22 protein-coding genes are annotated in these 25,211 nt (G+C 56.9%); 20 read left to right on the top strand and 2 right to left on the bottom strand.

Annotated features, from left to right (window positions below; translation table 11 throughout):
- Nucleotides 1–44: 44 nt before the first annotated feature.
- Entirely contained in the window at nucleotides 45–3,116 is a 3,072-nt protein-coding gene (locus ACLB1Z_RS09735; protein ID WP_409563120.1) for an AAA family ATPase, read from the bottom strand.
- Nucleotides 3,113–4,252, bottom strand: a complete 1,140-nt coding sequence (locus ACLB1Z_RS09740) for an exonuclease SbcCD subunit D (RefSeq protein WP_409563121.1) — start codon at nucleotides 4,250–4,252, stop codon at nucleotides 3,113–3,115. The genes ACLB1Z_RS09735 and ACLB1Z_RS09740 overlap by 4 nt, the downstream gene beginning before the upstream one ends.
- A gap of 78 nt (nucleotides 4,253–4,330) precedes the next feature.
- Here ACLB1Z_RS09740 and ACLB1Z_RS09745 point away from each other — a divergent pair, with 78 nt between their 5' ends.
- From ACLB1Z_RS09745 to ACLB1Z_RS09840, 20 genes are all read left to right on the top strand, one after another.
- Nucleotides 4,331–5,134, top strand: coding sequence for a hypothetical protein (locus tag ACLB1Z_RS09745; RefSeq protein WP_409563122.1), 804 nt, complete (start codon nucleotides 4,331–4,333; stop codon nucleotides 5,132–5,134).
- Between the two features lie 54 nt (nucleotides 5,135–5,188).
- Nucleotides 5,189–5,779, top strand: coding sequence for a hypothetical protein (locus ACLB1Z_RS09750; protein ID WP_409563123.1), 591 nt, complete (start codon nucleotides 5,189–5,191; stop codon nucleotides 5,777–5,779).
- Between the two features lie 108 nt (nucleotides 5,780–5,887).
- A complete protein-coding gene (locus ACLB1Z_RS09755) occupies nucleotides 5,888–6,127 on the top strand; it encodes a DUF262 domain-containing protein (RefSeq protein ID WP_409563124.1) in 240 nt (79 codons plus the stop codon).
- Between the two features lie 184 nt (nucleotides 6,128–6,311).
- The gene (gene ccoN / locus ACLB1Z_RS09760; protein WP_409563249.1) at nucleotides 6,312–7,934 is read left to right on the top strand and encodes a cytochrome-c oxidase, cbb3-type subunit I; all 1,623 of its coding nucleotides are present in this window, start codon (nucleotides 6,312–6,314) and stop codon (nucleotides 7,932–7,934) included.
- 12 nt (nucleotides 7,935–7,946) lie between these two features.
- Nucleotides 7,947–8,681 carry a cytochrome-c oxidase, cbb3-type subunit II gene (ccoO, locus tag ACLB1Z_RS09765; RefSeq protein WP_409563125.1) on the top strand — a complete coding sequence of 245 codons (735 nt, stop codon included), beginning with the start codon at nucleotides 7,947–7,949 and terminating at the stop codon, nucleotides 8,679–8,681.
- 4 nt (nucleotides 8,682–8,685) lie between these two features.
- Entirely contained in the window at nucleotides 8,686–8,853 is a 168-nt protein-coding gene (locus ACLB1Z_RS09770) for a cbb3-type cytochrome c oxidase subunit 3 (protein ID WP_409563126.1), read from the top strand.
- 6 nt (nucleotides 8,854–8,859) lie between these two features.
- A complete protein-coding gene (gene ccoP / locus ACLB1Z_RS09775; RefSeq protein WP_409563127.1) occupies nucleotides 8,860–9,798 on the top strand; it encodes a cytochrome-c oxidase, cbb3-type subunit III in 939 nt (312 codons plus the stop codon).
- Nucleotides 9,795–11,282, top strand: a complete 1,488-nt coding sequence (ccoG, locus tag ACLB1Z_RS09780) for a cytochrome c oxidase accessory protein CcoG (RefSeq protein WP_409563128.1) — start codon at nucleotides 9,795–9,797, stop codon at nucleotides 11,280–11,282. The genes ccoP and ccoG overlap by 4 nt, the downstream gene beginning before the upstream one ends.
- Nucleotides 11,283–11,293: 11 nt before the next feature.
- Nucleotides 11,294–11,797, top strand: a complete 504-nt coding sequence (locus ACLB1Z_RS09785; RefSeq protein WP_409563129.1) for a FixH family protein — start codon at nucleotides 11,294–11,296, stop codon at nucleotides 11,795–11,797.
- The gene (locus ACLB1Z_RS09790) at nucleotides 11,782–14,016 is read left to right on the top strand and encodes a heavy metal translocating P-type ATPase (protein WP_409563130.1); all 2,235 of its coding nucleotides are present in this window, start codon (nucleotides 11,782–11,784) and stop codon (nucleotides 14,014–14,016) included. The genes ACLB1Z_RS09785 and ACLB1Z_RS09790 overlap by 16 nt, the downstream gene beginning before the upstream one ends.
- The gene (gene ccoS, locus ACLB1Z_RS09795; protein ID WP_409563131.1) at nucleotides 14,013–14,198 is read left to right on the top strand and encodes a cbb3-type cytochrome oxidase assembly protein CcoS; all 186 of its coding nucleotides are present in this window, start codon (nucleotides 14,013–14,015) and stop codon (nucleotides 14,196–14,198) included. Before ACLB1Z_RS09790 ends, ccoS begins: the two co-directional genes overlap by 4 nt.
- Nucleotides 14,191–14,880, top strand: coding sequence for a sulfite exporter TauE/SafE family protein (locus ACLB1Z_RS09800; RefSeq protein ID WP_409563132.1), 690 nt, complete (start codon nucleotides 14,191–14,193; stop codon nucleotides 14,878–14,880). The genes ccoS and ACLB1Z_RS09800 overlap by 8 nt, the downstream gene beginning before the upstream one ends.
- A 471-nt stretch (nucleotides 14,881–15,351) precedes the next feature.
- On the top strand, nucleotides 15,352–15,888 hold the full coding sequence (locus ACLB1Z_RS09805; RefSeq protein ID WP_409563133.1) for a hypothetical protein: 537 nt from the start codon (nucleotides 15,352–15,354) through the stop codon (nucleotides 15,886–15,888).
- 60 nt (nucleotides 15,889–15,948) lie between these two features.
- Nucleotides 15,949–16,686: a molecular chaperone gene (locus ACLB1Z_RS09810; protein ID WP_409563134.1), complete on the top strand. Its 738-nt coding sequence runs from the start codon at nucleotides 15,949–15,951 to the stop codon at nucleotides 16,684–16,686.
- A 9-nt stretch (nucleotides 16,687–16,695) separates the two neighbouring features.
- Nucleotides 16,696–19,377 carry a fimbrial biogenesis outer membrane usher protein gene (locus ACLB1Z_RS09815; protein ID WP_409563135.1) on the top strand — a complete coding sequence of 894 codons (2,682 nt, stop codon included), beginning with the start codon at nucleotides 16,696–16,698 and terminating at the stop codon, nucleotides 19,375–19,377.
- 182 nt (nucleotides 19,378–19,559) lie between these two features.
- Nucleotides 19,560–20,393 (top strand): hypothetical protein, encoded by an 834-nt coding sequence (locus ACLB1Z_RS09820; RefSeq protein ID WP_409563136.1) that lies wholly within the window; start codon nucleotides 19,560–19,562, stop codon nucleotides 20,391–20,393.
- Between the two features lie 888 nt (nucleotides 20,394–21,281).
- The gene (locus ACLB1Z_RS09825) at nucleotides 21,282–21,725 is read left to right on the top strand and encodes an SET domain-containing protein (protein WP_409563137.1); all 444 of its coding nucleotides are present in this window, start codon (nucleotides 21,282–21,284) and stop codon (nucleotides 21,723–21,725) included.
- 411 nt (nucleotides 21,726–22,136) lie between these two features.
- The gene (locus ACLB1Z_RS09830; protein WP_409563138.1) at nucleotides 22,137–22,748 is read left to right on the top strand and encodes a TetR/AcrR family transcriptional regulator; all 612 of its coding nucleotides are present in this window, start codon (nucleotides 22,137–22,139) and stop codon (nucleotides 22,746–22,748) included.
- 48 nt (nucleotides 22,749–22,796) lie between these two features.
- Nucleotides 22,797–24,035 carry a patatin-like phospholipase family protein gene (locus tag ACLB1Z_RS09835; protein ID WP_409563139.1) on the top strand — a complete coding sequence of 413 codons (1,239 nt, stop codon included), beginning with the start codon at nucleotides 22,797–22,799 and terminating at the stop codon, nucleotides 24,033–24,035.
- Nucleotides 24,036–24,044: 9 nt separating this feature from the next.
- Nucleotides 24,045–25,211 carry an efflux RND transporter periplasmic adaptor subunit gene (locus ACLB1Z_RS09840; RefSeq protein ID WP_409563140.1) on the top strand — a complete coding sequence of 389 codons (1,167 nt, stop codon included), beginning with the start codon at nucleotides 24,045–24,047 and terminating at the stop codon, nucleotides 25,209–25,211.

Raw genomic sequence — 25,211 nt, forward strand, 5'->3', positions numbered from 1 at the left:
TCCACATGGAGACGACATGAAAACGTGGGCGATGATGTCGCCCATCATGTCAGTTGGCGAGTTTCCACCGTGCTTCCCGTCAGATTTTTCCTGACATAGAAACCGTTCGGGATCGCTTCCTGTACGAGAGGGACGTGAGAGATAATGCCGACGGCGCGGTTCTGACTGACGAGCGTGCCCAAAACCTGCAGCACTTGGTCGAGCGTGCCCGAGCCGTTTTCAGTATCGAGACTGCCGAATCCCTCATCGATGAAAATCGTGTCGAGTCTGATCTTGCCGCTGGCACTTTCGACAACGTCGGCAAGTCCCAATGCGAGTGCGAGCGCGGAGATGAAAGTTTCGCCGCCGGACAGTGTACTCGTCGGCCGGGCTTTTCCCGTGTGACTATCGAAGACTTGAATGCCCAAGCCGCGACGTCCGCGGCCGTTTTCAAGATCGCGCTCTAACAGGTAGCGATTATTTGTCATCGGACCGATGCGCAGATTTGCCGCCTGGAGAACCTGATCGAACATCGCGCCGATCGCGAAGGTTTCGAGATCTAGCTTCTGCGGATTATCGCCGTTGAAAAGTACAGCGAGATTGCGAAGTGGTCCCGTCGCGGCCTCGTCCTCGTCAAGCTTGCGGAATATATCGGCGAGTTCGCCTTGCAGCTTCTGGAGTTGCCCCAATCGACCCTTGGCGCTCAATCGTTCGTCTTTGGCTTTATTCAGCCCGTCTTCGGCGCGCAGCCTCTCTGCTTCGACCGAGGGAAGATCCGGGCGGACTTTTTGGCTGACAGCTTCAGCGGTCGTTTCTACAGAATGCTTGGCGATTGCGAGATTGTCATGATGTGCTTTGATGGTCTGGCGATCGGAATCTATGGTGTCGAACGACGGCTTCAATTCGAGATACACGTCCTCCGTCAGTCCCGTCCGCGCGAGACGTGATTGGAATGCTTCAATAGCTTGCCCATGACGCTCGCGGGCCTTCGTCAATGCATTCTCAGCAGCCTCCTGATCCTTTCGTGCGCCGAAAGCCGCATCGCGCGCAGTCATCGCGATCTGTTCGGCAGTCGTCTTGGCAGTTTCAAGAGTCGTAAGCTTCACCGATGCTGTCGTTTCAGCAGCAGCAATGGCGTCATCGCTGCGCAGGGAGAGAGGAACGGCGGCGAGGCTTTCATCAAGGCGGGCTCGCGCTTCGATCTTCTTGGTTTTCTTCTCGTCGAGCGCTTCGCGGAGTGCGTCACGATCTTTCTCACAGGCCGATATTTCGCTATCTAGTGCGTCAAGATCGGCTTCCGATCGTGCGATATCGATTTCCGGTCCGAGCTTTCCGAGTTCGCGTTCTGCGTTCAGGAGCATGGCGGCAAAGGTGGCTGCGCTTTGCTCCGGCCGGTCCAATTCGGCAAGACGGTCCTCACGCTCGCGCAGGATACTCATGGATGCCGAGTGCTTTTGAGCAACTTCTTGCGCAGCCTTCTCCGCCTTCTGCAATGCGTCTTTAGCGGCGCGGAACTCCGCATCGCTCTCGACGTGCTCAGGCGCGCGTGTCGCGGGCGCCGGATGTTCGGTCGCGCCGCATACCGGACAAGGGGCGTCCGGAGCGAGCTTCGAAGCTAAATGGAGAGCTTGAGACGCCGAGAGCCTTCGTTCGGCCTCCTCGAAGATCGCGTGCGCCGTCTCGACCTGCCTCTTGGCATCATCGTGCGCGATGGTCAGACGTTTGAGATCCATCTGAGCGGACTGGACCCCGGAATCGACTGTCTCGAACGTCTCGGCCGCGGAGACCAATGATTTGAGTGAGGCGATCCGGACGGAAATATCGCGCCGCTGGCCGTCGGCCATACGCGCAGATTTGAGACTATCCGCCTTGCGTCCGCGGTCATCGTGAAGAACTGCGAGGTATTTCTGCGCATCTTCCAAAGCGGAAGCTGCGCCGCGCTCGGCCGTTTCTGACGTACCAAGAGCGCTTTGGATGCTTTCAGCGCTCGAGAGAATCCCTCTGTAACGAGAAAGGTCGTCCAGCTCCCGGTGGAGCTTTTCTATTTCGGGGGCGCGCGTCTTCTCAGTATCCAGAGCATCCTGGGCGGCCTTCGCGCGTTCCGCAGTCACCGTCATTGCCTGTTGTGTGCGCGTCAATGTTTCCAGAGCGATCCGAACATCGCCGGCGGCCGTCGACACGAGACCTTCGGCATCGAGAAGAAAACGCGCTCGCTCGGCCTTATCGACTCGCTCGGACAGAGACTCGATCCCGGCAGAACTATCTAGAAGCGCAGCGAGCGCGGTCGCTGAATCGTCGGCGGCCTTGAACTGTCCCTCGACCATTTCGGCTTCGCGCCAAGCGGTCGAGGCGGCCGCCGACAGCCCAGAAGCTGTAGTCTCGACTTCGATAAGCTCAGCATGGCGCGTCTCGGCTTCGCGGATGCCGACGGCCAAGGCATCGGTACTCTCGAAGCCTTCGTGGTTCAGACGGCGGGCACAGACCTCGCGCTCGCCGCGCACATGGCGCTCAGCTGCGTCCGCTTCAGTCTTCAAACGGGCCGCCAGATCGCGATAAAGAGTGACATCGAACAACTCGCGCAGAATTTCGAGACGTTCTTTCGTTTTTGCTGCGAGGAACGTTTCGAACCGGCCTTGGGGCAAAAGAACGATCTGCCGAAATTGCTCGGCTCCATAGCCAAGCATCTCTACGATGGCGGCGTCGACCTTTCCGACCTTCTTTTCAGCGACGATCTTGCCGCGATGACGCTCCGTTATTTGGTCAAGGGCTATGCCTGATGCCTCAAAGAGAAACGCCTCATGCGAACTACGTGTTTCTCCATCGCCGCGCTGCTTGGGGCGCATCTGATCCGGTCGGCGGACGATAACGTAGCGGTGTCTGCCGATGTCGAAGACGAACTCGACCTCCGTTATCGTTGCCGCGTCAGCGAGATCGGATCTCAGCGACGGCGCGTCCTGATCGGGCTTTGCAGGTGCGCCAAATAACGCAAACGTCATGGCGCTGAAGATCGTCGACTTTCCAGAGCCGGTTTGGCCGTAGATCCCGAATAGTCCCGCATCGACCGCATGCCGGAAGTCGATAACGATGCGACCAGGAAAGGGGCCGAACGCCTGCATTGTCAGCCGTACAGGTCTCATGCGGCCTCCTCGGTCTGCATCGCGCGGAAAGCCGACGCGATGATGGCTTGCTCAGTTTCGGTGATCGGATCGTTTCGGATGACCCCTAAGAAGTCGCTGATAACATCAATGGGATCGGCAACCTTGACGGACCGTCCTGCGAGAGACTTGATTTCTGGAGCGTGCTCGTCGCGTCGGTACGTCAATTCACAGGCATTCGGAAACACCGCACGCAGGCGTTTCATGGCATCTATAACCGGAGCATCGTCAGTGAGGGCGGCTTTTACGAAATCGTCTGAAGGTTCAGCGAGCAGTAGATCTGCGTGCTTTCCCGTAACGACCCGCACGGCGTGAAGCGGCTTGAATGGAATGACCTCGATCTTCGTCCCGCCAGCCGCATCAATGTCGATCAGGCTCATCGATTTCTCCGAGCCGGCCTCATCAAAGCCGAACGCTAGCGGCGATCCGGAATATCGGATGTGCGGCGCTTCGATGAACTGCGGACGATGCAGATGGCCTAAGGCGACGTAATGTGCACCATCGAAGATTTCGGGCCGGACAGTCTCGATGCCACCGACTGGCGCGAGAGGCCGCTCGCTAGCGCTTCCGAGTGCGCCGGAGACAAAGGCGTGGGCAACGACCACCCATCGCGCACCTTCCGGAACATACTGTCGAGCTGACGCGATCTGAGCTGCAAGAACATCTTCCGGCGTTGCAATTGCTTCATTGGCGAAGCACTCACGGGCGGCAAATTCGTATGAGAAGGGTAATCCCGAGAAGGCGACGGTGCCGTGCTCATCGGTTAGAAGAAGCGGTCTCTCGTCGGCACTGACAACGCCGCGAATGAGTGCGCGTTTAGCGTCGGTCAAGACAGACATCGAAGTGATCCGATCGCCGGAATCGTGATTGCCCGCAATCATCACGACCACGGCTGAGGTCTCCGATGCGACGCGAGACAAAAAGGCATTGAACTGGCGAACGGCGGTCGCAGGCGGCGCTGCTCTGTCGAAGATATCTCCGGCGATGATGACGACGTCTGCGCGATGCTCATTCACCGCGCGGACGATTTGGTCGAGAATAGCCTGATGATCGTTCTGGAGAGATATCCCATTGAAATTACGACCCAAATGCAGGTCTGCAGTATGGAGAATTCGCATGTCTTAAAAACCATATATTTTTTACATGTATAGTTTTTATATGGACAATACGAAGTTCGTCAAGTTAAAGATTCAGGCATGAACCTGGACGACCTCAAGCACGCGCAAAGAGAACGACTTATATTTCTCGACCAATGCCTCACTTGGCGGGGAATGGCGAACCGCAAAGATCTTGTCGAACGCTTCGGCATCTCGAACCCACAGGCCGCACTTGATTTCCGGAGCTACCTTAGCCTGTCGCGGACGACGCCACCTATCTATGATCCTGTGCGCAAGACCTACTTCGTAACGGACGCACATGTGCCACTTGTGCCGAGTAATCTCGCACAGGCATTCGGTGCGCTGTTTGACAATGAAGAGCAGGGGCTTCCGTCTGCGCTCCCCCGGCCAAATAGGTGTGCAGATCCAAAGGTGATTGCTCGACTCTACCAGGCTATCAAATCAGAGAGCGCTCTTTATGTACGTTACACATCGATGACCTCCGGCGCAGACGGAGGTCAGTGGCTCGCTCCTACTCGCTTCATATCGGATGGTGAAGTGGTGCATGTGCGTGCCTACAGCTTCAAACACAATGAATTCCGTAATTACCTGCCGGTCCGGATCGAGGCTGACAGCACGTTTGAAGAAAGATCGCGAGGCGACGCTCTGCCTGAAGATGAGGATTGGAATACGGGGGCAGTCATTTGGCTGCGACCGAAATCTAGTCTCTCCGAGCGGCAGGCCGATGTGGTTCGGCGAGAATACGGGTTTGACGGAGAATTCTTGCGCGTGGAGATCCGCAAAGCTCTTGAGTTCTTTTTTGATCGTCGCTGGGGGCTCGATCAGAAGGGAGCACGCCTGGAAAGAGTCAAGACGGAATATAAAGAATTGGGTTCGGTCTAGGCCGGTAAAGACACGGCGGGTGGACACAAGGATACGAGTGGGGGAGAGAGAATAATGAAACTCGGCAATCTACTTTTTGTCGGCGCGATACTAGCGCTGGGTGGTTGCGACGATCCTTCCATGGGCTCAAAACGCTCCTACTACGACGATTATTGGATTCAAGAATCCAAAGACACGTTCATTGATGGCTCTGTGCGAACCTCGGCGTGGACAAGCAAAGAGGGCCGCGAGCTGAAGCTGCGGTGCTTCAGGTTTAAGCCCGATAGTCCAACCGGCACTTTCGACCTACGCTACGTCATCGACGTCCCACTTCTTGCACGTGTGCTGCCCGAGATCGAGAAGGCCGGACCTGTCAAACTCGTTCTGTCGATCGATGGTTTGTCAATTGGCTCTGTTGACGTCCGGCCGCTGGCGCACGATTTTGGCATCTCCTTCCTTGGCAATATCTCCAGCGAAACACTCGATAAAATTACAGCCGCAAAGACATCGGTTGTTGCCATGCCGAGACAAGGTGCAGACAAGCTCGACGACATCATTGAATTCGGCGTTGGCGATTTGAAAAAAACAATTGAGCCAGTGAAGAAAGCTTGCAAACCTTTAGTGCCAGAACCGCTACAATCAGCACCGCAATCAGAAAAGACTTAGCCTGGATTTACGACGACCCGCATATGGCATTTTTATACGTCAGCGGCTAATGAGCATTTTGCTTTGGTAGACATCGCATCGCATAGCTCTTGGGGGGAAGGAAAGACCGTGAAAATTTCCGCAGCGCTCGAAAAGATTGACGAGCATCAGCTTTTTATGCCCGCTTTTCAGCGCGAATACGTGTGGAATCGTGACAATGCAAAAGAGCTGATCGACTCTCTAATAAAGCAATATCCGACCGGTACCATGCTCACCTGGGAGACCGGCAATCCCCCCGAGCTAAAGGGGCCGCACAAATACGATGCGAAGCAGGGCTCTGTCCGCATTCTTCTAGACGGACAGCAATGAGGGAAGTTTTTAGACGCAGCTTGCCAGCGGGCTCCGCCCCCTTTGACGCAAGTCAAAGCTCAATCCCGCAGGAATGATCAAGCAAATGGGCTAGTCAAAAATAACGTCCGCGTCCAATGGACCGGAAGCGGGGAGGATAACCGTGGAGAACACGGCGGGCGGAGGAAGATCCAGCGTCAACGACATGCCGGCTCTTGGAGCGGCTCTGCTCTTTGCGATTGTTGGATTGATTTTGGCCATTGCCGGTGTCGATGGCGGTATGCGTCTGCATGGGCTTTTTCTCCTAGGTGCGAGCGCAGCAGCAGCCCTTTACGTCCTTTCTCACCCGACCACTCGACAAGAAAAAGTATCGGGCTACTTCGACGGACCCATTCGTGTCGCGACGATTGCTTGCGTGTTCTGGGGAGTCATAGGCTTTCTCGTTGGCGATATCCTTGCATGGCAGCTGGCTTTTCCATCGTTCAATCTCGATCTGCCTTGGACGAATTTTGGTCGGCTGAGACCTGTGCACACGTCCGCCGTCATCTTCGCGTTCGGCGGCAACGCGCTGATCGCAACATCGCTTTATGTCGTACAGAGAACGTGCCGCGCGCGGCTTCCCGGTCGATGGGCGCCCTGGTTCGTCGTTTGGGGATATCAGCTCTTCATCGTGATAGCCGCCTCGGGCTATGTGCTCGGCATCACGCAGGGAAAGGAATACGCGGAACCCGAATGGTATGCCGATATCTGGCTGACGATCGTATGGGTCACGTACTTGCTCGTGTTTCTCGGCACGCTCAGAAAGCGCCAAGAACCTCACATCTACGTCGCCAACTGGTTCTATCTCGCCTTCATCGTGACGATTGCGATGCTGCATATTGTCAACAATCTATCGCTGCCGGTTTCACCGTTGGGTTCGGAAAGCTATCCGCTGTTCCCCGGCGTTCAAGGCGCAATGACCCAGTGGTGGTACGGGCATAACGCGGTCGGCTTCCTGCTGACGGCGGGCTTCCTCGGCATCATGTATTATTTTATTCCGAAGCGCGCCGAGCGGCCTGTCTATTCCTATCGGCTATCGATCGTACACTTCTGGTCGCTGATCTTTCTCTATATCTGGGCCGGTCCGCATCATCTTCACTATACGGCGCTGCCCGAGTGGGCGCAGACGCTGGGCATGACGTTCTCGATCATGCTGTGGATGCCGTCATGGGGCGGCATGATCAACGGCCTGATGACGCTTTCAGGCGCTTGGGATCGTCTTAGGACCGACGCCGTGATCCGGCTGCTCGTCGTCTCCGTCGCGTTCTACGGTATGTCGACATTCGAAGGGCCGCTGATGTCGATCAAGGCCGTGAACTCGCTTTCTCATTACACGGATTGGACCATCGGACACGTGCATTCAGGCGCGCTCGGATGGGTCGGCATGATCTCATTCGGTGCTGTCTATTGCATGGTTCCCTGGCTATGGAAGCGCGAGGGTCTTTATTCGATGCGTTTGGTCGAATGGCACTTCTGGCTCGCGATGATCGGCATCGTTCTCTACATCTCGTCGATGTGGGTTGCCGGCATCACGCAGGGATTGATGTGGCGCGCCTACGATCACCTCGGCTTCCTCAAATATTCGTTCATCGAAACGGTCGAGGCCCTTCATTGGCCTTACGTGATCCGTGCAACGGGGGGAATGCTCTTCCTGCTCGGGGGCCTGATCATGGCTTACAATATGTGGCGCACGATCAGAGGCGACAAACCCGTCGATATCAAGGATCAGCCTGGCGTGGCGGCCGCTCCCGAACTTCGTCCCGGCGTCGTCGCCGTGCCGGCTGAGTGACGGGAGCAAACGATGAACCACGCTATTTTCGAGAAGAACTCCCTCATACTTTTGATTGGTGCGCTGGTCGTTGTCTCTATCGGAGGCATCGTCGAAATCGCACCGCTCTTCATGTTGCGGTCGACCATCGAAAAGGTTGAAGGCATGCGCCCGTATTCGCCGTTGGAACTCGCTGGCCGCGATATCTACGTGCGCGAAGGCTGCTATAACTGCCACAGCCAGATGATCCGCTCCTTGCGCGACGAGATCGAGCGTTACGGCCATTACTCGCTCGCCGCCGAAAGCATGTACGATCACCCGTTCCAATGGGGATCGAAGCGTAACGGTCCGGACCTCGCCCGCGTTGGCGGGAAGTATTCCGACGCTTGGCACGTCGAGCACATGCGAGATCCGCGCTCGGTTGTTCCCGCTTCCATTATGCCGGGCTATCCGTTCCTGGAAAAAACGCCCCTCAACTATGACAACGTCGCCGCCCGCATGAAGACGTTGCAAGAGGTCGGGGTGCCTTACAGTGACGACATGATCGCCAATGCAAAGGCCGACGTCCTCGCTCAGATCTCTCCCGATACAAGCGGAGCGAAGGCGCTGGTTCAACGCTATCCGAAGGCGCAGGTCAGAAGGTTCGACGGTCAGCCCGGCGATGACGTTCCGCCGAGTGAGCTCGATGCCGTCGTCGCCTATCTGCAGATGCTCGGCACGCTTGTCGATTTCACGAAATTTGACGCCAGCGGGCCCAACTTGCGGTGAGACCATGACTTACGATGAAGCACAGGTCGTCTCACAACTCGTGTCGATGGCAATTTTCATGGCTCTTCTCGTCGCGGCCTTCGTCTACGCGTTTCGCTCGTCCAACAAAGCAAAGTTTGAGCACGTGGCGGAAGCAGCAATCGATCAGGACGACAAGCTAGAGAAGCAGTGACAGCCCATGGCGACCGAGAAGCGCATCGACGAAGTAACCGGCGCCGAAACCACGGGACACGTGTGGGACGGCGACCTGATGGAGCTCAACAAGCCGCTACCCCGGTGGTGGCTCTACACGTTCTACGCGTGTATCGTCTGGGCGTTCGGTTATTGGCTCGTCTATCCGGCTTGGCCGATGCTAAATGGCTATACGGAGGGGTTGTTCGGTTACAGCCAGCGCGGTGATGTCGCAAAAGACGTCGCGTCAGCAAAGGCAGCGCAAGATAAATATCGCGCCGCGATCGCCGCGATGCCGATTGCCGACATAAAGAAGAATTCCGAGCTATTCGAATTTGCTCGCGATGGCGGCGCCGCGATTTTCGGCGACAACTGCGCCCCATGCCACGGTCGTGGTGCGCAAGGCGCCATTGGGTATCCCAATCTCAACGATGACGATTGGCTGTGGGGCGGCGATCTTGAAAGCATCCAAAAGACGATTACGCACGGCGCAAGGTCCGGCGATCCCGAAACCCACGATACGGCTATGCCACGGTTCGGTCTCGACAAGATTCTCGAGCCAGCTCAGATCAGCGACCTCGCCAATTATGTTCGTTCGCTCTCGCATCTTGATGTCGATGCCGCGGCCGCCTCGCGAGGTGCTGCGCTATTCGCAGACAACTGTGCGGCGTGTCACGGTACCGACGGCAAAGGCAACACCGACGTCGGTGCGCCGAATCTAACCGATGCTATCTGGCTTTATGGCAGCAGCCAGCAAGCGGTCGTGCGTAGCATCGAGACCGGCCGTGGCGGCATGATGCCCGCGTGGAACGGTCGCCTGGATCCCGTGGATATCAAGATGGTCGCGCTCTACGCCCATTCGCTCGGTGGCGGAAAACCCGAGCCGAAAAAAGACGACGAGGGCGAGGCCGAACATAAGGAAGAGGGCCATGAGGCGCCCAAATGACGATGATGGGCGAACATAACAAGTTCATAGCTGATACGGACAACGGATCGTCCGGCGCGAAAGCCGCTGCGTCCAAGACAAGCGCTTACGCATCACATCGAAAGATATATCCGAAGGAAGCGCACGGCACCTTCCGCGCCATCAAATGGGTGGCCTTAGGGCTCACGCTCGGCGTTTATTACATGTTGCCGTGGTTCAGATGGGATCGTGGACCGGGCCTTCCTAATCAAGCTTTTCTGCTCGACTTTGCCAATCAGCGCCTGCTGTTCGGACCGATCGAGATCTGGGCGCAGGAATTCTATTATGTGACGGGGCTGCTCGTTATCTCGGCCCTCTCGCTTTTTCTTGTAACCGCAATCGCTGGGCGCATGTGGTGCGGATATGCCTGCCCGCAGACAGTCTGGACGGATCTGATGATCGCTGTCGAGCGGTTCTGGCAGGGCGACCGCAATGCGCGCCTGCGTCTCGATCAGAGCGGCTGGTCATTCGAAAAGCTCTGGAAGAAAGCGGCGACGCATCTGACCTGGGGGTTCGTTGCTATCGCAACAGGAGGGGCTTTCGTCTTTTACTTTCGCGACGCGCCGACGCTCGCGGTCGAGCTCGTGCATGGGACTGCTTCGCCAATAGCATATGCTTTTGTCGGCGTGTTCGCCTTCACGACTTATATACTTGGTGGCATTGCGCGGGAGCAGGTCTGTATCTACATGTGCCCGTGGCCACGCATCCAAGGAGCAATGCTAGATCACGATTCCCTCTTCATTTCGTATCGCGAGGTTCGCGGCGAGCCGCGCGGATCACATAAGCGCGATGAAAGCTGGGAAGGGAGGGGCGACTGCGTCGACTGCAAGGCTTGCGTCGCCGTCTGTCCGACGGGCATTGACATCCGCGACGGTGCGCAGCTCGAGTGTATTCAATGCGCGCTATGCATAGATGCATGCGACGAGATCATGGATCGCGTGGGTCGTCCGCGCGGATTGATCGCCTATACGACGGCTGCCAACCTTGCGAACGCTACCAAAGGTCCTCGTGACGGATGGCGGATCGTACGGCCGCGAACGATCCTCTATTCGGTCCTGATTGTTGCAGTCGGAGGCCTGATGGTCTGGTCGCTGCTCAATCGCGCCGATACACAGCTAAGCGTCGCGCCCGATCGCAATCCGCTGTTCGTTACGCTGAGCGACGGCGGTCTGCGCGATGGTTATACGGTGAAGATCACCAACAAGCTCCAAGCGACACGGCATTTCAAAATTTCCGTTTTAGGTCTTGAGAGAGCCCAGCTCCAGTTCGTGGAATTCGACGAACAGGACCCAGTGATCGACGTCAAACCCGCGGAGGTTCGGGCGGTGAAGTTCTTCGTCTTGATCGAGCCATCGGAACGGAGAGAACTCAAAGGAGATTCGACACCCATCACGATTACTGTGACGGACACCGCAACAGGTCACACAACTTCACGTTCAACGACGTTCAGCGGGCCACCGTCATGAAACGAGCTGCCATGAAACAAGCCCTTCCCGTACGAAGTGGGATCAATGGCTGGCACGTGCTTTTCGGCATGATCGCCTTCTTTGTCACCGTCACTGCGGTCGACAGCGTGATGATCTACGATGCCATTTCGACCTTCGGAGGCGACACGCCTGACGCTTACCGGACGGGCCTGCGTTACAACCAGCGCATCGCCGACGAGCGCCGGCAGGATGAGCTCGGTTGGACGGAAGCAACAAAATTCGACAGCGCCACCGGTGTCTTCAGTGTCACGCTGAAAGATCGCGAGGGACGCAGCATCGACGATCTGCAAATCAGCGGAAGCATCGGCCGTCCCGCCACGGACGTCGCGGATCGCAATCTCGTTCTCGCCGCGGCGGGGGAGGGAGGCTACAGGGTCACATTGCCGAATTTGGCCGAAGGTAACTGGGACATTTCCCTGTTCGCCAGCCAGGGTGACGCTGCTCATCGTAGCGTCGTTTATCGATCCAAGGTGCGGCTATGGAAGCAGCCCTGATCAATTCACTATCGCCGCAACGACGCGCGCCGGCTGATAACACAACGGCGAACGTCGAGACGATAACGTTGTCTGTCCCGGATATCGTCTGCGGAACATGCATCCACACCGTAGAGACGGCGCTGAGAAGCGTTCGAGGCGTTTCAGCGTCCCGAGCCAACCTCGCTCTGCGCCGCGTCACTGTCACTCTCCGCCGTCAGACGGACGGCTCGAGTCCCGATGTGCCTGATCTCGTCGCGGCGTTAAAGGCCGTAGGCTACACAGCCGCGGAGCTTGTCGAAGGCGCCGAAACATTCGCATCGCGAGGGCGAACGAGCGAGCTCATTCCCCGTCTCGGCGTTGCAGGCTTCGCGGCGGCCAATATCATGTTGCTGTCTGTATCTGTCTGGTCGGGCGAAGTGTCCGACATGGACAGCTCGGTCCGCGATCTCTTTCATTGGGTATCAGCGCTTATAGCCCTGCCGGCCATCGCTTATGCCGGGCAGCCATTTTTTCGCTCGGCTTTCTCGGCCCTGAGCGCCAGCCGCCTCAACATGGATGTGCCGATCACTCTCGGTATCATCCTCGCGACGGCGATGAGCCTATTCCAGACGATACGCGGCTCCGACCAGGTCTATTTCGATGCCGCGACGACACTCGTCTTCTTCCTTTTAATCGGCCGGGCGCTTGACGAAAGCATGCGCATGCGCGCCAGAGGGGCCGCAGAAAATCTGCTGAGCCTTCGTGCCATGAGCGCGACCGTGGTTTCCGAAGACGGCTCGGTGCGCTTGCTTCCCGCACGCACCCTTTTGCTTGGTATGCGCGTCGCCGTCGCCGCTGGAGAGCGTATCCCTGCCGACGGCATCGTTGCCTCAGGTGTCAGCGAAGTCGACGAGAGTTTGATCACCGGCGAAACCGTACCCCGGAGCGTTACATTGGGCGCTCACGTTCACGCCGGCACCGTCAACGGCGGCGGAACTTTGCACATTCGTGTCAGCGTCACCGATGAGAACACGTTGCTCGCCGAAATCGGCCGCCTGATGCTCTCGGCCGAGCAAAGCCGCGGTCGCTATGTGCGGCTCGCCGACAGGGCGGCTCAGCTCTACGCACCAGCCGTTCACGTTCTCGGGCTATTGACGTTCACGATATGGATGATGCTTGGAAGCGGATGGGAAGTTTCGCTCACTCACGCCATCGCGGTGTTGATCATAACGTGTCCGTGCGCGTTGGCGCTCGCGGTGCCTGCGGTTCAGGTCGCGGCGATCAGCAGGCTCTTCAGTCGCGGCGTCATCGTGAAAGCGGCCGATGGTCTCGAGCGGATGAGCGAAATCGACAGCGTGGTCTTCGACAAGACGGGTACGTTGACACTCGAGCAGATCGCGCTGGCCGACGACCAGAATATCGAGTCTGGCCTTCTGGCTCGCGTTGCTTCACTCGCAGCTGCGAGCCGACATCCCTATGCGCAAGCCATCGTTCGCGCCGCGCGTGACCGCGGGATCGCCATCAACGCGATCGAGGGCGTCCGCGAGGTTCCGGGCTCCGGGCTTTCATATGTCGGGGACGGACACGAAGAGCGGCTCGGCTCGGCGCATTGGGCCGGCGCCGCTATCAATCAGAATGTCGAGGCCTCTCTCTGGTATAGGTCTGCCGATGAAGCGGTGATCGGCTTCCGTTTCATCGATCGCATTCGGCCCGACGCGCGTGAGACGGTCAAAACACTGCGAGATGCCGGCTATGCCGTCGAATTGCTGTCAGGCGACCGGCCGCAAGCCGTCGCGCGTGCCGCGGCTGCGTGCGAAGTAACCGATTGGCAGGGAGCGCTGCGCCCATCCGAGAAGCTTCAGCGCATCGCCGATTTGCGCGCGAATGGTCACAAAACTCTGATGGTTGGTGATGGACTGAACGATGCCCCCGCACTGGCGGCGGGATATGCCTCAATGTCGCCCGCCTCGGCCATGGATATCAGTCAGGCGGCGGCAGATGCCGTATTTCAAGGCGATCGCTTGGGCCCGATTATCGAAACACTGAAGGTTGCGCAGGCGGCACGCCGAATGGCTTTTCAAAATTTTGCGATCGCGATTGGGTACAACGCAGTCTTCGTTCCAATTGCGATGCTCGGACATGTGACGCCCTTGGTCGCTGCGCTCGCTATGTCGACATCGTCGATCGTCGTAACCACAAACGCGCTCCGTCTCAGGACAAAGAAACTTCGTCTGCGGCCAGTCAGGAGGAGCGCATGACATCTCTCGCGTGGCTTATACCGGCAGCATTGACGCTCGGTCTCATGGGACTTGGCGGTTTTTTATGGGCGCTGCGCAACAGCCAGTTCGAAGATCTGGAGGGTGCCGGTTGGCGCGCCCTGGATGATGGAGAGCCTGCGAACACGGCCATGCAGGAAGAACCTACGGACCGCCATGCCTGATTCGCTGCTCATATCGGGGTTCGCATTCGGGCTTGCGAGCGCTCTTCATTGTGCGGCGATGTGCGGTGGCATAGCGTGCGGCGCGTTGCTGCTGCTCGACGCACCGACACCCAAAGAGCGATATCGGCAATTGGCCATCATGCAGGCTGGCCGCATCACGACGTACGCAACCTTAGGCGCAGTCGGAGGCGCGATCGGCGCCGGACTTGCAGCACGCCGAGGCGGAATAAGCTTCGAGATCATGCAATGGGCCGCCGCCGTCTCTCTAATCTGGATGGGCCTCGTTCTTGCCGGTGCTATGCCACGTCTTTCTTTCCTGGAACGCGGAGTGTCTTACCTCGCCCAAGGGTTTGATACGATCGCTGCGCCACTCAGAACGAGGCGAACGGCCGGACCATACGTGTTGGGCGTCGCGTGGGGGCTCAATGCCTGTCCAATGCTCTACGGGGCGTTATTCTTTTCTTCGCTGACAGGCTCTGCCTTTCACGGATTTCTATTCATGACCGGATTTGGGCTTGGCACATTACCGGCTGTCTTTGCTGCCGCGAGTGGTTTGACCTTCCTGCGCACGATAAACGCCAAATGGCCTGTGCGGTTCGCAGCTGGCATGGCCTTAGCCCTAGCCGGATTTGCTACCATCTATGTGCCCTGGCCAGCTATCAAGGGAATCTGCTTGCATTGAGACCGAAGCAGAAGGCCGGTCTTTAGCCAAAGCAGACATCCGCAAAAACTGCGAAAATACCTGCTGATGCGCTCCGCCGATGAACGCTATCGCGGCAAAGCGGCTCTGGCATACATGTCTCCCCACGGGCCTAAACCGCTTCTAGGAAATTGTACGAATTCCTGAGCGAGAACTTTATGTCTGCTTCTGAAAATTAGCAGAAGTGGCAGTGAGTTCCGGCAACTACCGCTTCTGACCTAAGGCGGTCATATCGATACCGTTGTGATGCCGAGAAAGCAGACATGAAGTGCAGATCGCGTGAGACCGCTCCTGCCCTTGACGACTTGTGATCCCATCAAGACCGCGGTTGATATGAAGGTCGGGCATAGCTTTTCGGGCCGCCTAAAAGAGGCATTAACCCGCCGTTAAGCGTTCAATCGCAACCTCTAATGGTAATCGAATCGCATTTTTATACATTTCAAGGTGACAATTATGCTCACCATCCGATTTTGGGTCTTCGCCGTTGGGGTGATGGCAGCTGTTAGCCCGGCCTTTTCCCAGGCCGCGCAACAGCAAATCCAAATTACGGCGACGGTCAATAAGGCTTGCACCATCAACGGGGCGTCGACCGGCACTCTCGATACAGCCACGATACCGATTGATGCGTCGGGCAATGTCGTGACCGGAGCCATCACTCCGGCTAACGCGCCCTATGCGAATGTAATCTGCAATGCTCCCTCGACGATCCAACTGACGTCTCAAAATGGTGCCGTAAAAAATACTGCGACCCCGCCTTCCGGCTACACCAACATTATCGACTATCAAGCGTCAGCGACCTGGAACAGCGCGACGGCGACCATCGACACAGCTACAATTCCCACGGCCAACGGAACGGAGTCCGGGACGGCACAACCCGTGTCGGCGGGATCCGGCTCCCTCCAAGTCACCATTAATCCAGCAGCCAATTCATCCTCGCTCGTTGGCGGGACATACTCAGACCTTCTGACGGTACTTTTGACACCCCAATAAGCGCATTCCAGTCGCGTCATTTCAGTAAAAAAATCGAACGACGATGATAGGGCGCACTCAATGCGATTTCCCGGCCGGCGCTTTGCTGCCTATCTTTTCTTTCTATTCTGCGGGGTCCCGCCGTCCTTAGCGATGACGGTTACACCGATGCAGATCGAAATGTCGTCGACCGGACGGCTAAGCCGCGGCGTGATCACCGTCGTCAATGACAGCGAAGTTCCGCTTCCCGTCGAGATCGTCATCAAAAGAGCAAACCTCGATCCACGTGGCGTGCCGCACCTTTCCAACGCGGGTGACGAGTTTCTTGTAATGCCCCCGCAAGCGCTGATCCCTCCCGGCGCCACGCAAAATTTTCGTCTTCAATGGTTAGGAGAGCCACTGCTCGAAAAAAGCGAGAGTTACTTTTTCTACGTCAATCAAATTCCAGTCAAACTCTCGGGGAGCCGTCACGACGTCCAACTGGTTTTCAGCGTTGGAGTCATGGTGAACGTCGCTCCTCCGCGAGGCCAGCCCGCGCTGAATGTCGTCGGCAACAGCATCGTAACCGACAAAGGCGGCCGACGTTATCCCGCCATCACTGTGGAAAACCCGACGAACGTCCATGCGTTATTTCCGCAATCCGTTGTCCAAGTATCGAGTGGGAGTTGGTCTGACACAATATCGAGCGGTGAACTCGCGCAGTTCATAGGTATCGGTTTGGTACAGCCTGGCCATCGGCGACGCTTCGTATTGCCCGTTCCCCTGCCACCAGGCGCGACCTCAGTGCAGTGCAGACTTCAATTCGATCCTCGACGCTAGGCATGCGTCATGTCTGCGGCAGCCCCATTCTCGCGGAGTACCGGCAAGAGACAAAGGATATTTCAGTACGTATCGCTGCTGCCCCTGCAGATTACCCTGGTAGTGATGCTGAGTAGTACGCTCGCCGTGAGTGCCACGCCCGCAGGCGCCGTAGAATACGCTAAGCCCATCTCTTCTCTCCTGAACTCGACAGGAAAAGCCATCGATATGGAGGTGCCGCTCACGACCAATGGAAAAGAACTGGGCGACATCGCGATACGAATTAATCCGGATGACACGCTGCTGATCAACCGCTCCGCGATAATGTCGATGCTGGCAACTCTGCTCGACGGGAAATCCCGCGAAGATTTGGCTGCCATTCCATCTAAGGGGTACTTTATCGCGCTGACCGATGTGGAAGCGGCTGGGTTTGACATTCGTTTTGATCGCTCCTTGCAAGAACTGCAGTTCAAACCGCGCGTCGCGCAGTTGGCCACGACCGATATCTCTTTGGGGAAACAGCGTCGCGCGCCATTGAGCTCGACGCTTGCCGAGCCGGCTCGCACGTCGGGCTACGTGAATCTCTATGCGAGCCTCGACCATCAGTGGGAGACGAGCTATCCGGCGCATGAGGGCGCCGATACAAGCGGCAGGCTAGAAATGAACTCTGCCGTACGAATTGGTCAGTTCGTGTTCGAGAATAGCGGCGTGCTGACGGGAACTGTCGATGTCAACGTCTGCCCGACGCAGGCTATCTGCACCTATCAGCATACCCCCGGCTTCAAGCGCCAAATGTCCCGCTTGGTTTATGATATGCCTGCCGAGCGAATTCGCTCCGAGCTTGGCGATGTCGAACCGCTCGGCATCGGGTTTCAGCAGTCTCCCGAGCTTCTTGGCTTCTCGTTTGAGAAATCCAGTCGCAAGCTGACGCCAGGGGATACGTTGGAACCAGCAGGAGGTGGCTCTTTCACAATCAATCAGCCCTCCAAAGTCGAGATAATCGTCAACGGAATCGTTCAACAACAGCTCCGCCTGGACCCAGGAAGGTACAATCTCCGCGATCTTCAATTGGCAACGGGTGCGAACAATATCGATGTCGTCATCACCAACGACGCAGGCTTGCAACGAGCCGTACGATTTACCGCATTCTTCGACGCCAGCCTGCTGGCTCGCGGAAAAAGCGAATGGGGCCTCACAGGAGGGCTACCATCATACTTGCGCGACGAAAGCCGGGATTACCTTCCAGACCTTTACATGGCGAGTGGCTATTTTCGTTATGGCATCTACGACGGAGTGACTGCTGAGGGCGACATTCAGGCAAACAAATACGTCGCGATGGCTGGAACAGGCGCTTTGGTCGATACCAGCATCGGCCTTGTAAATCTGCGCACCGCGATGTCGGCAGGACAGCCCGGAATAGGCGCAGCATTCGGGTTGGACTGGAGCGTCGTAAACTTTGCGGGCCTACTTGCCGCCAGCGGTGAAAGCTTTCGCTTCTCGAGCGAGTATCGCAGTCCTCATTTTCACTCTCCCGGCGACATCAACACAGCAGACACCGGCATTCTCTTTCCCGAATGGAATTATTGGCTGAACCTCAGCGCGACGTGGTCAGCTCCCGTCAGCAACGAGACGACCATGGCGCTCTCCGCGCGCTACCAATTCGTCAACAACGCAGAATTCGGCCAATCGATCTATGACTGGAACACTGATCGGTATGGCGCCGACGTGACGTTCTCCCGTCCGCTGACCCGATCACTTTCGGGCAGCTTGACCATCGGTGTTTCCAACGAAACCTTCTTGGCTACTCTCGAGCGCGTGCGCGATCCCAGCCCCGAGTTCCGCATCGGCGTCCGTCTATTTGATAGGCCCGACGATTTTACAAGTGTTACTGCGGGCTACGACTCGATTGATACACAGACTGATGTTTCGGCTTATCGCAGCCAGGGCAACGGCCTCGGTCGCTGGGACACGAGCGTCTATGTTCAGCATAGCGACTACAACGCCCAGGCGTCCGTGAGCGCGAGCGCGGGTTATTATGGCAACCGTGGGCAAGTAAGGATCATTCAGAATTCCGGCTTTGAAGGCATCTCGTACTCGAACTTCGACGTTGAGCCGGGACCAGAGAGAACATCTTTACAAGTAGGTACGGCGATTGCTTTTGCAGACGGTAAGATCGCTATCGGAGCTCCTATAACCGGAGACGCGTTCGCGATTGTCTATCCTCATCCGTCAATAGAGAACAATGACATCACCGTCGGCGATAACGACAATATCAAGGCGATCGCGGATCAATGGGGACCGGCCTTGGTAACGTCGCTACCGGCTTATGCGCCTTTCACCATTCCCGTGGACGCGGATAATTTACCGGCTGGATACAGCCTCGGCGCTGCGGCTTTCGATACATTTGCTCCGTTCAAAGCCGGTTACGCCCTCGAAGTTGGCTCGGACTACTCCGTGTCGGCCTATGGAACGCTCGTTTTTGCGAACGGAGAGCCGGTTTCGCTGGTGAGCGGTGTCGCGCGATCGTTCGATCACCCCGAGAAAACCGTAACGATTTTTACGAATGCGGCCGGACGTTTCGGTGCCGACGGTTTAGCGCCTGGAGGCTGGCTTATCGAAATGCAAACCGACGGAACGCCGACAACATTTGTCCTCGACGTTCCGGCGGGAACGAAGGGCCTATTCAAAGCGGGAACGCTCCATCCAAAATGACAATCAAAGCGACATCCCGCTCGGCATTTCTTAGCTTCGCGATAGCGATTGCCTGCGCATGTGGATCGCAACAAGCTCAGGCGGTCTGCGCAATTCTTTCCTCTTCGGTCAGCCCTCTCAGCATCAGCACGGGAACGTATTCCCCGCCGAATGCGCCAAGTCCGCAATCTCTCACAATCACTGTGAGCGGCACATATCTCGCCGCACTGGGAGACCTCGCCGGCGGCTGCGCGATCGCCGTCGCCTTCAACCGCTCTTCTTTGCCCGCATCGATGGCGCTTACGTCAGGCGGCTTAGCCTCGATGCCGTATACGCTGCAGTCGGCGTCCTCCGGAGGCAATAGTCTGCTTTACACCGGCAGTGGACTTCCGGCCCAGTCGAACTCACTGCTTTTAAATTTTCCCGCGTCCACCTTGAGCATCGCCACTTTTTCCGTCTCAGGAACAGTGTGGGCGCTCGCTCAACCGATCGATCCTCAGCAGGCCGGCAGTTACCTCGACAACCTGACAGTTCGCGTTTTCTCCAGCACACTCGCTGGCCTCTTGCAGGGACAGGTTTCGAGCCAAACATTCACCGTCACAGGGCAAGTTGCCAAGTCCTGCACTATCGGCGGCGTGTTTCACCCCGCTGCAGACACCGCCACGATTCCGATAACAGCAGGCGGACAAGTGGTGACAGCCGTGATCAACAAGTCCTACGCCAATGCTGTCTGCAATACACCGTCGTCACTGCAGCTCACCTCACAGAATGGCGGCGTGACGACAGCGAGCACGGCAGCAGGTCTCCAGAATTTCATAAATTACAGTGCGTCGGCGAGCTTCTCGGGCGCCTCTGCCTCGATCGATACTGCAACCAATCCCGCGACTGGCGCGCAAGAATCAGGCAGTCCGGCGTCCACATCCGGGAGCCTTCCGTCAGGAACGCTATCTGTGTCCGTTGTCCCCCAGCTCAACAGCAAAACACTGGTGGCGGGACCCTATGCTGACACGCTGACGATAACGATCACACCTCAGTAGCGTTTGCATGCGTGGAACGGCTGCGCCGATCAGACTGGCACGAAGCACGGGATTTCGTAGCAGATCCTGCTGAAGTCGACTCCAGCGTTTGTTTCTCCCGCCGCATCAATGTTCGCCGTCTCCTACGAGATCGCCTTTGTTTCGTTCAGGATGGCGAGGAGGCGCCGGCGCTTTCAGCGTCGCTTCGAAGCATATGACGTTTTCCAAAAAAAACTGGCTCTCGAAGCGTGCCTGATACCCTTGTTTTTCGAGCACGCTCCTCAGCTCATCAAACTACACCGAGTCCGCCGCGTAGAACTAAACATGGGCGTGATGAGCACGCAGAATAGTCTCATCGACGCATCTCATAACACCAATAGTGAACCAGGTGAGACCCGTACCCTCATTGCTGTAACCGGTGATGATGACTTGCTTGGAAACCAAAATGACCGCTTTTGGGATAAAGCGGCAATGTCGAGATGCCGGTGCGACAGGCCAACCTTCGATTTGGAGCGATAAGTGCGCATCATGCGCTCGTTTGTGGACTGATTTGTGGACTAATCCGGGGAGCTGGAAAAAAGTAAATAAAATCAATAACTATAGGAGGAATCCCTCTCCACCAACAGACCCGGCACGTGGGTCAAGGCCCGAACCGCCAAACTACTTGGCCTCGCCGCAAATGCCATTACCAAGGCAACCATCCTCGGCGTCCTCGAGGACGGCAGTGGTTTGCAACTCATCATCGTGTGCAAGACATCCCCCATACGTGTCCTCCGTGGATGGCGCGGCGGAACATGGGTCTTGGCGCCTACGTTGCCATCGAAATCGACGAATCCAGAAATGCCGATTCAGCAAGGGATTGATGCGGCACATCAACTTTCCGCTTGATGCTACTCCCACGCTCGGAATATGGCGCTGCTTGCCAGAAAACAGAGCAGGGCATCCTCCGCCATGACGCGACGCTTCATACCTGCGTACTTTCGTCTTGCTATCCGCCGCTCGTTGAGTGGCAGAGGTCTTTTCGCTGAGGAACGCATACCTAAAGGATCATGCGTCGTCGAATATCTCGGACGCCCTGCCACTGCCAAACAGATGAAAGAGAATCGCGGGAAGTACCTTTTCTGGACGAGCGAGACGAGCATGATCGACGGGAACATACCGGCGAATACAGCTCGCTTTATCAACCACTCCTGTGCGCCGAATTGTGAAGTCGATATCCACAAGCGTCGCGTATATGTCTTTGCCCTCCGCGACATCGCGCCCGGCGAAGAGCTTTCCTACGATTACGGCGAGGAATATTTCGAGATGCATCTGGCGGAAAGATGTCGCTGCACCAAGTGCTCCCGATTGTGAATTTCCGCAAACCTCGGCATCCGCGAATGGCGACGGCGCTACTCATTCCGCTATGCGCCGGTCCTTACATAAGGCGCTCCGATCCACCGGTCGTCGAGGTCCCGCCTGCTGTACGCGCGGTACCGCCCTGATGCTATGCAGGACACTTCCCGCGATGTCCAGGACATGTTGAAGCGCTGTGGCTGGAGCTTCTGGACTACGCTAGCGGCTTCACTCCAACGAGGCTCACATTGTCTGGTGGCCGATGGCGGCGCGCTTGAACGTGCCGGCCGTCGGCGCAAAGGGGTTCGCTATTTTGCCACAATTTTGGACTTTACAGTCCAATCTAAAAAATAAGCATGCGTCTGTTTGATGGTTTGATCCGAGATGCGCAGAAAACAAAAAATTCACGCAAGCAAACGCGATGCGATCATGGACGCAGCGGCAGATCTCTTTGTCTCGTATGGGTACGACGGCGCTAGCATGGAGATCATCGCTGAGGCGGCTGATGTCTCGCGCCAGACGATCTACAATCAGTTCGAGAGCAAGGAGGCGCTATTTCGCGCCATCATTGACAATCTCGTAGATGAGTTCTTGGCGCCTTTGGCAAAGTCGAGCCGACGCACGAGTGTTCGCGAGACACTAATTGCGTTTGCCGAGCACACTCTTGATCTCTTGGTCCGCCCCAAATTCGTTGGCCTCTATCGCTTGACGCTCACCGAGACCACGCGGTTTCCGGACTTCGGTCCTTCCGTTTACGAGGCTGGTGCGCTCCGAGCGCAGGAGACGGTGGCGCTATACCTTCGCGAGCAGGCGCAAAGCGGCAATCTTGAATTGGCCGATCCCTTCCTCGCAGCTGGTCAGTTTATGGCACTGGTAGGTCGGGATACGGAACTCAAAGCTCTTTTCGGGGTCGAATCTCACCTCTCATCCCAAGAGATCCGGCGGCGGGCCAAGGCCGGTGTCGATGTGTTCTTGAAGGCGTATGGGACAAGGGACGTGGTCCTGCCATCCAGAGTTCGAAGACCATTGCGATTGAGGTAGGCGATGTTTTCGAGGGGGGAGAGCAAAGGTGACCGGAGCAGGTTCGTAGTGCACGCTACGTTGCTTTTGGCCGCGATGCTTCTTGCTTTTCTCAATGCTGGTTGCGCAGCGACGCTTCCTCGCATCACCGTTCCAGAGACGCTAGTCGACGAAGCTCATCTAAGTGGAATGGAAGGTGTTCGCATTTGGGGAGATGCGTCTGAGGAAGCTCTGCGACAGCTGGTGCGGGCGGAGGCTCCCAAAATGCAAGCCCTCGTACAATCGCGCACGCGCCAGGGCGAACGTCCTGTCATCAATATCGCTGCTATATCAGGCGGTGCCGACGATGGTGCATTCGGAGCAGGACTTTTGGTTGGCTGGAGTGATGCTGGCACGAGGCCCGATTTCGATCTCGTCACAGGTGTGAGCGCAGGGGCGCTGATCGCTCCGTTCGTATTTCTTGGACGGCGGAAGGATGCTGAGCTCCAAGATATTTTCACCAAGTATACGCAACAGGACATCTTCACGAAAAACGTCATATCCGGGTTGGTTGGGGGCCCGGCTTTAGCTGACAGTTCTCCTCTTGCGCGTCTTATCGCCAGATATGTCGACAAGAAGTTCCTGCGTGAAGTTGCCCGTGAGCGGGCTAAGGGGCGCATCCTCTTGGTCGGAACAACGAACCTCGATGCGCAGCGTCCAGTGCTTTGGGACATGGGACGCATTGCGATGAGTGATAATCCTGAAGCTCTTGGTTTGTTTCGGAATGTCTTATTGGCCTCCGCCTCTATTCCCGGCGTCTTTCCCCCTGTGCACATTCAAGTCCGTGCGGACGGCAGGACGTATGACGAGATGCATGTCGATGGTGGCGTGACCCAGCAGGTGTTTGTGGCACCGCCTTCTTTGTCGCTCAAAAGTGCCGGACTAGGATCAAAGCCATTGGCCAGACGGGTTTTCATCATCCGAAATGGCAAGATAAGTCCCGAGTGGCAACCCGTGGAGGCGAACACGCTATCCATTACGGGGCGCTCGATCTCAACGCTCATCAAGAACGAAGGCCTCGGCGATCTCTACCGCATCTATGCGACCGCCAAGCGCGATCACATGGACTTCAATCTCGCAGCTATCCCCGCAAACTTCGAAATGAAAAGTCCGGCGCCGTTCGATCAAAAATACATGCGAGCACTCTATGATGTCGGTTATCGCTCGGGACGCCTCGGTTTTAAATGGATGAAGGCGCCGCCGGGTCTTGAAGAACAACCCATCTCCCAGACAAAAGCTCGAGATTTAGCTGTGTCTACGAACAATTGAGGACCACGAATGACGTCAGCAATAGCATTGAGGTTTGCCAAGCAATTTGCGGCGGCAAGCTTCGTCTTTTTTCTCGCTTCCCCTGTATTTGCGCAGGTCCCGGGTGGTCCGCCGGTCGTCGGCTATGTCGTTGCTGAAAAGAAGCCGGTCACGCAAATACAGGAGTTCATCGGGCGCATCGAAGCCGTCAATAAGGTGAATGTCGTCGCGCGTGTCTCTGCGGAACTTGAGGAAGCGCCGTTCAAGGAGGGCACAGAAGTCAAGAAGGGAGACATTCTTTATCAGCTAGAAAAGCCGCCCTATGAAGCGGCCGTTGAAAGCGCGAAGGCATCTGTCGATCAATTCCGTGCGCTCCTTCGCAACGCCGTTTTGACCACGGAGCGCTATAAAAAACTTTTGTCCAGCCCCGCGGGCCAGCAATCGAGCGTCGATAGTGCGCTCGCACAGCAGCAATCTTATGAAGCCCAGATGCTCGGCGCCCAAGCGCAGCAAAAGACGGCCGAGATCAACCTCGGCTATACCACCATCCGATCGCCAATCGACGGTAAGGTTGGACGCATCGCCGTCACGGTCGGAAATATCGTGGGACCGACTTCGGGCACGCTGACCACCATCGTCAGCCAAGACCCAATGTATGTGACATTTCCGGTCCCATCGCCGACGTTGCTTGAACTCGGGCGAATGTACGCGTCAAAGGGAGGCTTCGACGCGGTTGTTCTTCGTATCCGCCTGCCGGACGGCACTCTCTACGCTGAAAAAGGGAAGCTTGATTACGTCGATCCTTCGGTCGCAACCAATACGGACACCGTCACGGTACGGGGAACCATTCCCAATCCGCTTCGCAAGTCTGGAAATGAATCGCTTCGCCCGTTGATTGATGGAGAATTCGTCACTGCTCTCGTCGAGGGCGTCGAGCCGGTCGTCGCTCTGGCAATTCCAAGGTCAGCGGTCTTGTCCGATCAGCAGGGCGATTACGTTTACGTTATCAGCGCTGACAATGTCGTAACCCAGCGGCGAATTCAACTTGGCCAGTCGACGGCCGCCGTCGCGATGATTTCTGCCGGACTGAGTGAAGGGGAAAAGGTCGTAACCGAAGGCATCCAGCGCGTTCGCCCCAATCTCAAAGTCGCCCCGCAGCCTGCCGGGCCCGATCCAATCAAAGCGAATGGTCAATAA

Source organism: Hyphomicrobium sp. MC8b (genome assembly GCF_905067615.1).
Lineage (GTDB): Bacteria > Pseudomonadota > Alphaproteobacteria > Rhizobiales > Hyphomicrobiaceae > Hyphomicrobium_B.

Bases quoted from the DNA above. Each gene is read 5' to 3' on its own strand.
- ACLB1Z_RS09840 (WP_409563140.1), top strand. From the start codon at position 24,045: ATGACGTCAGCAATAGCATTGAGGTTTGCCAAGCAATTTGCGGCGGCA.
- ccoN (WP_409563249.1), top strand. From the start codon at position 6,312: ATGCCGGCTCTTGGAGCGGCTCTGCTCTTTGCGATTGTTGGATTGATT.
- ACLB1Z_RS09750 (WP_409563123.1), top strand. From the start codon at position 5,189: ATGAAACTCGGCAATCTACTTTTTGTCGGCGCGATACTAGCGCTGGGT.
- ACLB1Z_RS09830 (WP_409563138.1), top strand. From the start codon at position 22,137: ATGGACGCAGCGGCAGATCTCTTTGTCTCGTATGGGTACGACGGCGCT.
- ccoG (WP_409563128.1), top strand. From the start codon at position 9,795: ATGACGATGATGGGCGAACATAACAAGTTCATAGCTGATACGGACAAC.
- ACLB1Z_RS09815 (WP_409563135.1), top strand. From the start codon at position 16,696: ATGTCTGCGGCAGCCCCATTCTCGCGGAGTACCGGCAAGAGACAAAGG.
- ACLB1Z_RS09785 (WP_409563129.1), top strand. From the start codon at position 11,294: ATGAAACAAGCCCTTCCCGTACGAAGTGGGATCAATGGCTGGCACGTG.
- ACLB1Z_RS09800 (WP_409563132.1), top strand. From the start codon at position 14,191: ATGCCTGATTCGCTGCTCATATCGGGGTTCGCATTCGGGCTTGCGAGC.
- ACLB1Z_RS09810 (WP_409563134.1), top strand. From the start codon at position 15,949: ATGCGATTTCCCGGCCGGCGCTTTGCTGCCTATCTTTTCTTTCTATTC.
- ACLB1Z_RS09735 (WP_409563120.1), bottom strand. From the start codon at position 3,116: ATGAGACCTGTACGGCTGACAATGCAGGCGTTCGGCCCCTTTCCTGGT.
- ccoP (WP_409563127.1), top strand. From the start codon at position 8,860: ATGGCGACCGAGAAGCGCATCGACGAAGTAACCGGCGCCGAAACCACG.
- ACLB1Z_RS09770 (WP_409563126.1), top strand. From the start codon at position 8,686: ATGACTTACGATGAAGCACAGGTCGTCTCACAACTCGTGTCGATGGCA.
- ccoO (WP_409563125.1), top strand. From the start codon at position 7,947: ATGAACCACGCTATTTTCGAGAAGAACTCCCTCATACTTTTGATTGGT.
- ACLB1Z_RS09825 (WP_409563137.1), top strand. From the start codon at position 21,282: ATGGCGCTGCTTGCCAGAAAACAGAGCAGGGCATCCTCCGCCATGACG.
- ccoS (WP_409563131.1), top strand. From the start codon at position 14,013: ATGACATCTCTCGCGTGGCTTATACCGGCAGCATTGACGCTCGGTCTC.
- ACLB1Z_RS09805 (WP_409563133.1), top strand. From the start codon at position 15,352: ATGCTCACCATCCGATTTTGGGTCTTCGCCGTTGGGGTGATGGCAGCT.
- ACLB1Z_RS09740 (WP_409563121.1), bottom strand. From the start codon at position 4,252: ATGCGAATTCTCCATACTGCAGACCTGCATTTGGGTCGTAATTTCAAT.
- ACLB1Z_RS09745 (WP_409563122.1), top strand. From the start codon at position 4,331: ATGAACCTGGACGACCTCAAGCACGCGCAAAGAGAACGACTTATATTT.
- ACLB1Z_RS09790 (WP_409563130.1), top strand. From the start codon at position 11,782: ATGGAAGCAGCCCTGATCAATTCACTATCGCCGCAACGACGCGCGCCG.